Below are 12540 nucleotides of genomic sequence, written 5' to 3'. Positions count from 1 at the left end.
CGACGGAGACGCCGCACTCGACGTCCCCACAGAACGAAGGATCCTCATGCACATCGGCCTCGTCGGTCTCGGCAAAATGGGCAACAACATGCGCGCTCGCCTGCGCAACGCGGGCATCGAGGTGACCGGCTACGACGCCAACCCCGCCGTCTCCGACGTCGCCGACCTGGGCGCCCTCGCCCAGGCGCTCCCGTCGCCGCGCCTCGTCTGGGTCATGGTCCCGCACGGCCAGATCACGGACGCCGTCATCAAGGACCTCGGCGAGGTCCTCGAGCCGGGCGACCTCGTCATCGACGGCGGCAACTCGAAGTGGCTCGACGACGAGGTCCACGCGACCCTCCTCGACGCCAAGGGCATCCGCTACATGGACGCCGGCGTCTCCGGCGGCGTCTGGGGCCTCGAGAACGGCTACGGCCTGATGGTCGGCGGCGACTCCGCCGACGTCGAGCGCGCGATGCCCGTCTTCGACGCGCTGCGCCCCGAGGGCCCCCGCGAGGAGGGCTTCAGCCACGCGGGCCCCGTCGGCGCCGGCCACTACGCGAAGATGGTCCACAACGGCATCGAGTACGCCATCATGCAGGCGTACGGCGAGGGCTACGAGCTCCTCGAGGCCAAGGGCCTCGTCGAGGACGTCCCCGCTGTCTTCAAGGCGTGGCAGCGCGGCACGGTCGTCCGTTCCTGGCTGCTCGAGCTCATGGTCCTCGCGCTCGACGCCGACCCCAAGCTCGACGCGCTCTCGGGATACGTCGACGACAGCGGCGAGGGCCGCTGGACGCTCGAGGAGGGCATCGCCCACGCCGTGCCGATGCCGGCGCTGAGCGCGTCGATCTTCGCGCGCTTCGTGTCGCGTCAGGGCGAGGGCTCGCCCACCATGAAGGCCGTCGCCGCGCTGCGCAACCAGTTCGGCGGCCACGCGGTCAAGAAGGCCTAGTCGCCTCCGGCCCGCGTGCGAGTACTCCATCTGAGCCTGACCGACTTCCGGAACTACGCTTCCGCCGAAGTCGCACTCGCGCGCGGGCCCAACCTCTTCGTCGGCCGCAACGGCCAGGGCAAGACGAACCTGGTCGAGTCGCTCGGCTACCTCGCGACCCTCGGGTCGCACCGGGTGTCGTCCGACGCGGCGATGATCCGGCAGGGCACCGACTCGGCGATCGTGAGGGCCCGTCTCGAGTCCGAGGGGCGCGAGCTCCTGGCCGAGGTGCAGATCAACCGCACCGGCGCCAACCGCGCCCAGGTCAACCGCAGCGCGATCAAGCCCCGCGAGCTGCCGCGCTACTTCACCAGCGTGCTCTTCGCCCCAGAGGACCTGGCGCTCGTGCGCGGCGAGCCCTCGGGTCGCCGTCGGTTCCTCGACGAGCTGCTCGTGACCCGGGCGCCCCGCTTCGCCGGGGTGCAGGCGGACTACGACCGGGTGCTCCGTCAGCGCAACACCCTCCTCAAGTCGGCCCGCGCCTCCGGCGTCAAGGCAGGTCAGCTCGGCACCCTCGACATCTGGGACGAGCGCCTCGTGGCGCTGGGCACGGAGATCGTCGTCGCGCGCGAGAGGCTCGTCGCAGATCTCGCCCCCGAGGTGGCACGGTCGTACGCCGCCGTCGCGGGCGAGGACCACGCGGCACGTCTCTCGACCGTCCTGAGCATCCGGGGCGCGACGGTCGACGACGACGCTCCGGCACCGGAGGCGCCCACCGAGCAGGTGGCGCCGGCCGAGGTCGCCGACGTGTTCCGCGAGGCGCTCGGCCGGGTCCGGCCCAGCGAGCTCGATCGCGGCCTCACCCTGGTCGGGCCGCACCGCGACGACCTCTTCCTCTCGCTCAACGGCCTCCCCGCCCGCGGCTACGCGAGCCACGGCGAGTCCTGGTCGTTCGCCCTCGCCCTGAAGCTGGCCTCCGCAGCGGTCGTCCGCGCCGGCGCCAGCACGGGCGACCCCGTCATCGTGCTCGACGACGTCTTCGCCGAGCTCGACGGATCTCGACGCGAGCGGCTCGCCGACGCGGTGGCCGACTACGAGCAGGTGCTCATCACCGCCGCCGTCGAGGAGGACGTGCCCGACCGGCTGGCGGCGCACACGGTGCGCATCTCGGCGGGCACCATCGTCGAGGACGTCGAGGACGTCGAGTCGTGAGCGGTGACGACGACCGACCCGCGGAGGAGGCGCCCTCCTCGACGACGGGACCGCCGCCTCCTGCGCCCCCCGAGCCCCTGCCCGACGACGAGGCGCAGCGGGTCTACCTGAGGTTCCGTCGCGTCTTCGGCGACCCGAACGGGCGGTCGCGCGACGGCCGTCGGCGCAAAGCGATCAAGCTCGGCTCGCCGAGCCAGCCGTTCGGCACAGGCCGCGAGCCGCGGGGGATCGCCGACGTGCTCGCGAGCGTCACGACCGAGATGGGCTGGAAGTCGCCCCTGGCGCAGTCCGACCTGATGGCGGCGTGGCCCGACATGGTCGGCGACGAGCTCTCCGCGCACTCGCACCCGGTGTCGATCGACGACGGCACCCTGACGGTGCAGTGCGACTCGACGGCCTGGGCGACGCAGCTCCGGCTGATGCGCGGGACGGTGACGACGACCATCGTCCAGCGGTACCCCGACGCGGGCATCCAGTCGGTGCGTTTCTTGGCACCCAACGCCCCGTCCTGGAAACGCGGCCCCAGATCGGTCCCAGGGCGTGGCCCTCGCGATACCTACGGCTAGGGAGGGTGAATCGTCCACCCGGCTCGGGAAAATCCCTCTGAGGGCGGAATCTGCCCCGTGGGGGACAGCCCTGCGGTAGACTCGCAAGGTCGTCCGCGAGCCGTCCTCAGCGAGGTCGTGGCCGGGCGACGACCCTCGTCCCAGACGCCAGGAGCCCCCGCGAACATGACACCGAACCCCGCCGACGCCCAGCCCGACGACTCCTACGGCGCCAGCGCGATCCAGGTGCTCGAGGGCCTCGAGGCGGTTCGCAAGCGACCGGGCATGTACATCGGCTCGACGGGTCCGCGCGGCCTGCACCACCTCGTCTACGAGATCGTCGACAACTCGGTCGACGAGGCGCTGGCCGGCTGGTGCGACCACATCGAGATCACCATGCGCGAAGACGGCGGCGTGCGCGTCGTCGACAACGGTCGCGGCATCCCGGTCGACGTGCACCCCGTCGAGGGGCGGTCGACCGTCGAGGTCGTCCTGACGGTCCTGCACGCCGGCGGCAAGTTCGGCGGCGGCGGCTACGCCGTCTCGGGCGGCCTGCACGGCGTCGGCAGCTCGGTCGTCAACGCGCTCTCGAGCGAGCTCGACGTCGAGGTCCGCCGACAGGGGAACGTCTACCGCCAGAGCTTCACCGACGGCGTCCCGGTCGCGCCCCTCGCCAAGGGCGAGGAGGACGACACCACCGGCACGACGATCACGTTCTGGCCGAACGCCGAGATCTTCGAGACGGTCGAGTTCGACTACGAGACCCTCCGCACCCGGTTCCAGCAGATGGCCTTCCTCAACAAGGGCCTGCGGATCGAGCTCAGCGACGAGCGTCCGCAGCCCGACGACGCCGAGCCGCGTCACGACGTCTTCCACTACGAGAAGGGCCTCGTCGACTACGTCCAGTACCTCAACGCGGTCAAGAAGGTCGAGACGGTCCACGACGACATCCTCGCCTTCGAGCAGGAGGACACGGAGAAGAAGATCTCGCTCGAGGTCGCCATGCAGTGGAACACCTCCTACCAGGAGAGCGTCCACACCTACGCGAACACGATCAACACCCACGAGGGCGGCACCCACGAAGAGGGCTTCCGTGCCGCGCTGACGACGCTGATCAACCGCTACGCCCGCGAGAAGAACCTGCTCAAGGAGAAGGACGACAACCTCACGGGCGACGACGTCCGCGAGGGCCTGACGGCCGTCATCTCGATCAAGCTCGGCGAGCCTCAGTTCGAGGGCCAGACCAAGACGAAGCTCGGCAACACCGAGGCCAAGTCGTTCGTGCAGAAGGTCACCTTCGACCAGATCACCGACTGGTTCGACCGCAACCCCAAGCAGGCCGCCGAGATCGTCCGCAAGGGCATCCTCGCCGGGCAGGCGCGCATGGCCGCCCGCAAGGCGCGCGAGCAGACGCGTCGCAAGGGCGTGCTCGAGTCGAACGGCATGCCCGGCAAGCTGAAGGACTGCCAGAGCAAAGACCCGTCGCGCAGCGAGATCTTCATCGTCGAGGGCGACTCGGCCGGCGGCTCGGCCGTGCAGGGCCGCAACCCCGAGACCCAGGCGATCCTGCCCCTCCGTGGCAAGATCCTCAACGTCGAGAAGGCCCGTCTCGACCGCGCCCTCGGCAACAACGAGGTCCAGGCGATGATCAAGGCCTTCGGCGCCGACATCGGTGAGGACTTCGACCCCGACAAGGCCAGGTACCACAAGATCGTGCTGATGGCCGATGCCGACGTCGACGGGCAGCACATCACGACCCTGCTGCTGACGCTGCTGTTCCGCTACATGCGGCCGCTGATCGACCTCGGCTACGTCTACCTCGCGCAGCCGCCGCTGTACAAGCTCAAGTGGAGCAACGCCGCGCACGAGTACGTCTACAGCGACGCCGAGCGCGACGCCGTGCTCGTCTCGGGCAAGGCCGCCGGCAAGCGCATCCCCAAGGACAACGCGATCCAGCGCTACAAGGGCCTCGGCGAGATGGACTACAAGGAGCTGTGGGAGACCACGATGGACCCGGACACGCGGACCCTGCTCCAGGTGACCCTCGAGGACGCCGCGGCGGCCGACACGACCTTCGACACGCTCATGGGCGAGAACGTCGAGTCGCGACGCAACTTCATCCAGCAGAACGCGAAAGACGTCCGCTTCCTCGACATCTGACGCGTGACCCCGGCTGAGCCGGGGCACGCCCGCGCCCCGCGGAGGACACCGGGGCAGACCACGACAGACGGAGAATCATGGCCGACGAGCCGAACGACACCCCCGAGGGCACCGACGCCGAGGGCACCACCGCGTTCCCCGCGGCGGTCAAGCGCGACAGCATCGAGCAGGTCGACCTCCAGCTCGAGATGCAGCGCTCGTACCTCGACTACGCGATGAGCGTCATCGTCGGCCGTGCGCTCCCCGAGGTGCGAGACGGCCTGAAGCCGGTCCACCGTCGCGTGATCTACGCGATGTACGACGGCGGCTACCGGCCCGACCGGGCGTTCTCGAAGTGCTCGCGCGTCGTCGGCGACGTCATGGGCCAGTTCCACCCCCACGGCGACACGGCGATCTACGACGCCCTCGTGCGGCTGGTCCAGCCGTGGAGCCTCCGCTACCCGCTGGCCCTCGGGCAGGGCAATTTCGGCTCGCCCGGCAACGACGGCGCCGCCGCCCCCCGGTACACCGAGACGAAGATGGCGCCGCTCGCCCTCGAGATGGTCCGCGACATCGACGAGGACACCGTCGACTTCCAGGACAACTACGACGGTCGCACCCAGGAGCCGGCCATCCTCCCGGCACGTTTCCCGAACCTCCTCGTCAACGGCTCCGTCGGCATCGCCGTCGGCATGGCTACGAACATCCCGCCGCACAACCTCCGCGAGGTCGCCGAGGGCGCCCAGTGGTCGCTGGCCCACCCCGAGGCCTCCCGCGAAGAGCTGCTCGAGGCGCTGATGGAGCGCATCAAGGGGCCCGACTTCCCCACCGGCGCGCAGATCCTCGGCGTCCGCGGCATCCAGGACGCCTACCGCACGGGCCGTGGCTCGATCACGATGCGCGCGGTCGTCAACGTGGAGGAGATCCAGGGCCGCACCTGCCTCGTCGTCACCGAGCTGCCCTACCAGGTCAACCCCGACAACCTCGCGATCAAGATCGCCGAGCTCGTCAAGGACGGCCGCATCGGCGGGATCGCCGACATCCGCGACGAGACCTCTGGCCGCACCGGCCAGCGACTCGTCATCGTGCTGAAGCGCGACGCCGTCGCCAAGGTCGTCCTGAACAACCTGTACAAGCACACCTCCCTGCAGGAGAACTTCGGCGCGAACATGCTCGCCATCGTCGACGGCGTGCCCCGCACGCTCGCGCTCGACGGCTTCATCTCCGCCTGGGTCGCGCACCAGATCGACGTCATCGTGCGGCGCACGCAGTTCCGCCTGCGCAAGGCCGAGGCGGACGCGCACATCCTCCGCGGCTACCTGAAGGCGCTCGACGCCCTCGACGAGGTCATCGCGCTCATCCGTCGTTCGCCCACGGTCGAGGAGGCGCGCACGGGCCTGATGGACCTGCTGGACGTCGACGAGGTCCAGGCCTCCGCGATCCTCAACCTCCAGCTGCGCCGCCTCGCCGCCCTCGAGCGCCAGAAGATCCAGGACGACGCGGACAAGCTCGAGCGCGAGATCGCCGACTACAAGGACATCCTCGCCAAGCCCGAGCGCCAGCGCACGATCGTCAGCGACGAGCTGCGCGAGATCACCGACAAGTTCGGCGACGACCGGCGCACGGAGATCATGTTCGGCTTCGACGGCGACATGAGCGTCGAGGACCTGATCCCCGAGGAGGAGATGGTCGTCACCATCACCCGCGGCGGCTACGTGAAGCGCACGCGCAGCGACAACTACCGCAGCCAGCACCGAGGCGGCAAGGGCGTGCGCGGCGCGCAGCTCCGGGCCGACGACGTCGTCGACCACTTCTTCGTCACCACGACGCACCACTGGCTCCTGTTCCTCACGGACAAGGGCCGGGTCTACCGGGCCAAGACCTACGAGCTGCAGGAGGCGGGACGCGACGCCAAGGGACAGCACGTCGCGAACCTGCTCGCCATGCAGCCGGACGAGTCGATCTCGCAGGTGCTCGACATCCGCGACTACGAGGTCGCGCAGTACCTCGTGCTCGCGACCCGCGACGGCCTCATCAAGAAGACGGCCCTGACCGAGTACGACACGAACCGCACGGGCGGCATCATCGCGATCAACCTCCGCGACGACGACGAGCTCGTCTCGGCCCTGCTCGTCGACGAGAGCGACGACCTGCTGCTGGTGTCGCGGCACGGCATGTCGCTGCGGTTCACGGCCACCAACGACTCGCTGCGCCCGATGGGCCGCTCGACGTCGGGTGTCAAGGGCATGACCTTCCGCGAGGGCGACACGCTGCTGTCCGCCTCCGTGGCCGACGACGCGGGCTACGTCTTCGTCGTCACCGAGGGCGGCTACGCCAAGCGCACCGGCGCCGACCAGTACCGCGTCCAGAACCGCGGCGGGCTCGGCATCAAGGTCGCGAAGCTCGCCGAGGCCAGGGGAGACCTGGCCGGCGCCCTCATCGTCGGCGACGACGACGAGGTGCTCGTCGTGCTCTCGAGCGGCAAGGTGGTACGTTCTGCCGTGGCCGAGGTACCGGCGAAGGGGCGTGACACCATGGGTGTCGTCTTCGCCCGGTTCGCCGCCGACGACCGCATCATCGCACTGGCGCGCAACACTGAGCGCAACCTCGTGGCACCGTCCGACGAGGCCGTCATCGACGCCGTCGGCGACAACGACGCCGTGCCCGCAGTCAGCCCCGGAGACGTGATCGACGCCGTCGAGCCCGCCACGGGCGCCGACGAGGCCACGGCCGACGACAGCAGCACCGGAGAGGAACCGATCAATGAGTAGCGTCGCCGAGAAGCTTCAGCGCAAGACCGCTCGCCCGTCCGGCACCAAGCAGGTGCGCCTCAAGCTCGTCTACATCGACTTCTGGTCCGTGGTGAAGCTGTCGTTCCTGATCGCCGTCGCGCTCGGGATCGTCACGGTCGTGGCGACGTTCCTGATCTGGCTGATCCTCAACCAGACCGGCATCTTCAACGACCTCGACCAGGTGCTCCGCGACATCCTGGGCGACCAGAACTTCACCATCCAGGACAGCTTCAACGTCGGCCAGGTCATGCTGTTCTCGATCGTCGTCGCCGTGCTGAACGTCGTGGTGGGCACCGTGCTCGGCGCCGTCGTCGCCGTGCTCTACAACCTGAGCGTCCGCGTCACCGGCGGCCTCCTGGTCGGCTTCACGAACAACTGATCCGGGTCGGATCGGCCCCCGCGGCCGATTCGTCATCTCCGTCGTGGTGCTGTAGGCTTTACGACGGTCCGGGGGCTATAGCTCAGGCGGTTAGAGCGCTTCGCTGATAACGAAGAGGTCACAGGTTCAAGTCCTGTTAGCCCCACTCCCGTAGGTCGTCCGACGGGTCCACCCGGCACCTCGGGGCCTTAGCTCAGTTGGTAGAGCGCCTGCTTTGCAAGCAGGATGTCAGGAGTTCGATTCTCCTAGGCTCCACTCGATATCGGCTTCTCCTGTTCGCGCACTTCGTTCGCTCGCGCGGACATCTCGTCGTGCTCGTCTGGCTGCGCCGCCGCTGCTGCGGCGCAGCGTGTCGGCTCCGCCGACCGCCACGGTACAGCCGCCTGCGGAGCAGGCGACGTCGCTTCGCTCGTCGCCGCGCGCAACGTCGCTTCGCTCGTTGCCGTGGGGCGCAACGTCGCTTCGCTCGTTGCCGTGGGAGCGGCTCCTCATTCAGGAGGTTCGGGCCTGAGTTGCGCGGGGGCAGGAGTCTGAGTCCTGAGTCGTGCACGAATCAGGACTTCCGCAGGCGCGCGTCCTGAATCACGAGCCCGGCCGGCCGGCCTGCGCTGTGCGAGTGTGGGCGCGGGGCGTCAGGGGCGACGAGCCGACCTGTTGGGGCTTGCGGAGCTCCCCGTTCAGGAGTGTGAGGCCTGAACTGCGCGGGGGCAGGAGTCTCAGTCCTGAGTCGTGCACCGATCAGGACTTCGTGACTCGCGCCTCCTGAACAGTGCGGGGCGAGGGAACGTCCCTGAGATGCGCCCATCGAATCCGAGCGAGCGCGCGAGTTCCGCAGGCGCGCCCCCGGAACCACGAACCGCGCGAGACCGTCGATGGACCGGGCTGCCGTCGTACCCGTCGTATCGGGCGGGCGCGGAGCGTGACGATCGTCGAGGGCGGGTCTTTCGGCTCGAGGGCGGGTCGTGGGCGACCCGCCCTCGACCCGGATCACCCGCCCTCGAGCAGCTGGCCGCTTGCGCAGCACGAGACGCGGCAGGCAAGGAGGCGCGGGCGGGGGATGCGCGAAGGGCCCGTCTCCGGGTGGAGACGGGCCCTGCGAGGTGGTGCGAGGTGCGAGGTGCGGGTGTGACTAGGCCTTGGTGTCGGCGTCGTCGTCGGCGACCCAGAGCTCGTCGTCGGCGCGGAGCGTCTGCACCGCCGCGAAGACCAGGCCGCCGAGCGCGACCAGGCCGAGGCCGATCAGCAGCACGCCGCCGACGCCGGGGCCCGACTTCTTCTTGGTGGGGGCGTAATTCGACGCCTGCGAGGCGAACTTGCCGCCCTGCTTCTTGGCCTTCTTGACGGCCTTCTTCACCTTGGGGTCGTTGACCAGGTCGAGACCGCCGAAGTAAGAGGAGAGGGCCGGGTAGACGTCGTGCTTCAGTCGGTCCTGGGCGACGGTCGCGGCGTGGCTGCCGGCCGAGAGGCCCTGGGAGACGGCCGGACGGACGTTCTGGTCGACGGCGTGCTTGATGCGCGGCGTGACGTTCTTGTTGGCGTAGCGGACGCCGTGGTCGCGGGCGTCGCCGATGACCTTGCCTGCGTGGCTGACGACCTCACGCTGCTCCGACCACACGTCGAACGCGTGCTTCTTGAACTTCTTCAGTTCTTTCTTCTGCTTGCGTGACAGGGCCACAGTGTTCCTCCAACGACTAGTAGGCAACGGCTCGGTTCGATGCTGGCCTCCCAGTCTGGCACGAGGCTTCCTGGCAGGTAACACCGCGCTCGCTGGGCACCCGCTGAGGTGAGGATGCCCCTGTGGGAGAATGGCCGCATGTCTACGCACACTGCTGTCGCCACCATCAAGACCAACCACGGCACCATCACCGTGAACCTCTTCGGCGACCACGCACCCAAGACCGTCGCCAACTTCACCGGTCTCGCGACCGGCACCATCGAGTGGACCCACCCCTCCACGGGCAAGGTCAGCACCGATCGCCTCTACGACGGCGTCGTGTTCCACCGCATCATCAAGGACTTCATGCTCCAGGGCGGCGACCCGCTCGGCCAGGGCATCGGCGGCCCCGGCTACCAGTTCGACGACGAGATCCACCCCGAGCTCACCTTCGGCGAGCCCTACGTGCTCGCCATGGCGAACGCCGGCAAGCAGGGCGGCCGCGGCACCAACGGCTCGCAGTTCTTCATCACGACGGTCGCGACTCCCTGGCTCCAGGGCAAGCACACCATCTTCGGCGTCGTCGCCGACGACGAGTCCAAGAAGGTCGTCGACGCCATCGAGGGCGTCCCCACCGACGCGCGCGACAAGCCCCTCGAGGACGTCGTGATCGAGAGCGTCACCATCGACGAGGTCTAGGTGACACAGGTCCCCGCCGACGCAGCGAACTACTGCTACCGGCACCCCGACAGGCAGAGCTTCGTGCTCTGCCAGCGCTGTGGCCGCACCATCTGCGGCCAGTGCCAGACCCCGGCCGCGGTGGGGGTGCACTGCCCCGAGTGCGTGCGTGAGGCCCAGGCCTCGGCACCGCGCGTGCAGCCGCGGGTCATGGGCAGCATCCGGAGCGCGTCGCGCGGCGGGGCCCCGGTCGTGACCTACGGCCTCATCGGCGTGAGCGTGCTCGTGTACCTCGCGCAGGTGCTCACTGGCGGTGTCGTCAGCTCGGCGTTCTCGTACTTCGCGCCGATCGCGCTGACCGAGCCGTGGCGCATCGTCACCTCGATGTTCACCCACGGCAGCGTGCTGCACATCCTCTTCAACATGTACGCGCTGTACATCTTCGGGGCGCAGCTCGAACGGACGCTGGGCAGGGCTCGCTACGCGGCGCTCTACTTCATCAGCGGCCTGGGCGGCGCGGCGGCGGTGACGCTCCTGTCGCCGACCACTCCCGTGGTGGGTGCCTCGGGGGCGATCTTCGGCCTGATGGCGGCTTTCTTCGTGATCGCCCGCAGCCTCGGCGGCTCGAACGGCGTGCAGCTGCTCGTGCTGCTGGGCATCAACCTCGCCATCGGCTTCGTCTCGCCGAACATCTCGTGGCAGGCGCACCTCGGCGGGCTGGTCGTGGGTGCCCTCGTGGCGTTCCTGTTCACGAAGACACGGCACCGCTCCAAGGCACGGGTGCAGACCGCGGGCCTCGTGGCCATCGGCGCGATCTGCCTGCTGATCGTTCTCGGACGGTCGGCGATGTACCTCGGCTTCCTCTGACACGGCCAGCGGGTTCCTGACGCTGGTCAGGCACGACGAAGGAGGCGGCACCCACCTGGGTGCCGCCTCCTTCGTCGTCGCAGCTGGCGGTTCTCAGCGGCCGATGTTCTCCACCGAGTTGTCCACAGGGTTGTCCACAGTGGGGATAGTTACAGCCGTGTAAGTGCGAACGCCTGTTCGAGCCGCAGGGACCTGGCGGAGCAGGGCCGTCCTCAGCGCCAGCGGGTGGTCATCAGGAACCCGATGAACATGATCCCGAAGCCGATGAGGATGTTCCACGAGCCGAGCGAGCCGATCGGCAGGGCGCTCTGGCTGACGTAGAAGACGACGATCCAGGCGAGGCCGATCAGCATGAAGCCGAACATGACCGGCTTGAACCACACCGGGTTCGGGGCGTCGGCCGCGGGGCGCGCCTCGGCGGAGCGGTCCGCGCGGGCGCGGGCGGGCTTCGAGGTGGGGTTCTTGTCTGCAGCCATGGCGCACATCCTAGCGTGGCGCCCCTGGCGGGCCCCGGAGCCCGCCAGGAGCTCGTCCACAGGGCAGCGGACACAGCCGCCGACGCCCCAGGCGCCCCGGTTAGGATCGACCTCATGACCGTCGACGCGCGCCTCGCTCCAGCCGACGGTCGGCGTTCCCGGCGACGGCGTCCTCGCGTGACGTTCGTGGGCGTCCTGGGCGAGCTCCTCATCACCGCCGGCGTCCTGGTGCTGCTGTTCATCGCGTGGCAGCAGTGGTTCAACGACCTGGTCGTCGCGGGCGAGCACCGCGACCAGGCCTCGCAGCTGTCGCAGCAGCTCGAACGCCAGGCCGAGGAGGCGCCTCCCGCGACCGCGGACGAGGCCGGCGACCCGCCGGTCACCGCCGCACCAGCAGAGGCGGAGACGTTCGCGAACCTCTACGTGCCGCGCTTCGGGGCGGACTACGCCGTGCCGATCGCGGGCGGCACGAGCACCGTCCGGACCCTCAACAAGATCGGCATCGGCCACTACGACGACACGCAGATGCCCGGCGAGGTCGGCAACTTCGGGGTCGCGGCGCACCGGACGACCTACGGCGCCCCGTTCAACAAGATCGCCGACCTGCGCCCGGGCGACGAGCTCTACGTCCAGACGGCCGACGGCTGGTACACCTACACCTTCCGCAACCTCCAGTACGTGCAGGCGACCCAGGTCTCGGTGCTGCAGCCCGTGCCCGACTCGCCCGACGTGTCCGCCGCCTCCGGGGAGCGCCTCATCACCCTCACCAGCTGCAACCCCATGTTCACCGCCCAGGAGCGCATCGTCGCCTACGGCGTCTTCGACTCGTGGCAGCCGCTCTCGGACGGCCCGCCCGCCGCCCTGGCCGCGGCCGGGATCGGGGGCTGA

General features: G+C 69.3%; 11 protein-coding genes and 2 tRNA genes. 11 read left to right on the top strand and 2 right to left on the bottom strand.

Going from position 1 to position 12540, the window contains the following annotated elements; all coding sequences use genetic code 11:
* Positions 1–46 precede the first annotated feature (46 nt).
* The 8 genes from gnd (at position 47) to JOE35_RS01005 (ending at position 8232) form a co-directional block, all read left to right on the top strand.
* Positions 47–931: a phosphogluconate dehydrogenase (NAD(+)-dependent, decarboxylating) gene (gene gnd / locus JOE35_RS01040; RefSeq protein WP_123547402.1), complete on the top strand. Its 885-nt coding sequence runs from the start codon at positions 47–49 to the stop codon at positions 929–931.
* Between the two features lie 15 nt (positions 932–946).
* Entirely contained in the window at positions 947–2122 is a 1176-nt protein-coding gene (gene recF, locus JOE35_RS01035) for a DNA replication/repair protein RecF (protein WP_209559432.1), read from the top strand.
* The gene (locus JOE35_RS01030; protein ID WP_307802881.1) at positions 2119–2688 is read left to right on the top strand and encodes a DciA family protein; all 570 of its coding nucleotides are present in this window, start codon (positions 2119–2121) and stop codon (positions 2686–2688) included. The genes recF and JOE35_RS01030 overlap by 4 nt, the downstream gene beginning before the upstream one ends.
* A 165-nt stretch (positions 2689–2853) precedes the next feature.
* Positions 2854–4827 (top strand): DNA topoisomerase (ATP-hydrolyzing) subunit B, encoded by a 1974-nt coding sequence (gene gyrB, locus JOE35_RS01025; protein ID WP_209559431.1) that lies wholly within the window; start codon positions 2854–2856, stop codon positions 4825–4827.
* A gap of 77 nt (positions 4828–4904) precedes the next feature.
* The gene (gene gyrA / locus JOE35_RS01020; protein ID WP_209559430.1) at positions 4905–7577 is read left to right on the top strand and encodes a DNA gyrase subunit A; all 2673 of its coding nucleotides are present in this window, start codon (positions 4905–4907) and stop codon (positions 7575–7577) included.
* Positions 7570–7977, top strand: a complete 408-nt coding sequence (locus JOE35_RS01015; protein WP_123547406.1) for a DUF3566 domain-containing protein — start codon at positions 7570–7572, stop codon at positions 7975–7977. Before gyrA ends, JOE35_RS01015 begins: the two co-directional genes overlap by 8 nt.
* A gap of 71 nt (positions 7978–8048) precedes the next feature.
* Positions 8049–8122, top strand: a tRNA-Ile gene (locus JOE35_RS01010).
* 37 nt (positions 8123–8159) lie between these two features.
* A tRNA-Ala gene (locus tag JOE35_RS01005) sits at positions 8160–8232 on the top strand.
* Positions 8233–9106: 874 nt separating this feature from the next.
* Here JOE35_RS01005 and JOE35_RS01000 read toward each other — a convergent pair.
* On the bottom strand, positions 9107–9652 hold the full coding sequence (locus tag JOE35_RS01000) for a hypothetical protein (protein ID WP_209559429.1): 546 nt from the start codon (positions 9650–9652) through the stop codon (positions 9107–9109).
* Positions 9653–9790: 138 nt separating this feature from the next.
* Here JOE35_RS01000 and JOE35_RS00995 point away from each other — a divergent pair, with 138 nt between their 5' ends.
* On the top strand, positions 9791–10330 hold the full coding sequence (locus tag JOE35_RS00995) for a peptidylprolyl isomerase (RefSeq protein ID WP_209559428.1): 540 nt from the start codon (positions 9791–9793) through the stop codon (positions 10328–10330).
* Positions 10331–11176, top strand: a complete 846-nt coding sequence (locus JOE35_RS00990; protein WP_209559427.1) for a rhomboid family intramembrane serine protease — start codon at positions 10331–10333, stop codon at positions 11174–11176.
* Positions 11177–11388: 212 nt separating this feature from the next.
* Here JOE35_RS00990 and JOE35_RS00985 read toward each other — a convergent pair whose 3' ends face one another.
* On the bottom strand, positions 11389–11652 hold the full coding sequence (locus JOE35_RS00985) for a cell division protein CrgA (protein ID WP_123547410.1): 264 nt from the start codon (positions 11650–11652) through the stop codon (positions 11389–11391).
* A 114-nt stretch (positions 11653–11766) separates the two neighbouring features.
* Between JOE35_RS00985 and JOE35_RS00980 the strand changes: the two genes are divergently transcribed.
* Positions 11767–12540 (top strand): class E sortase, encoded by a 774-nt coding sequence (locus JOE35_RS00980; RefSeq protein ID WP_209559426.1) that lies wholly within the window; start codon positions 11767–11769, stop codon positions 12538–12540.

Source organism: Frigoribacterium sp. PvP032, from assembly GCF_017833035.1.
Lineage (GTDB): Bacteria > Actinomycetota > Actinomycetes > Actinomycetales > Microbacteriaceae > Frigoribacterium.
This window is presented reverse-complemented; position numbering and strand designations above follow the sequence as displayed.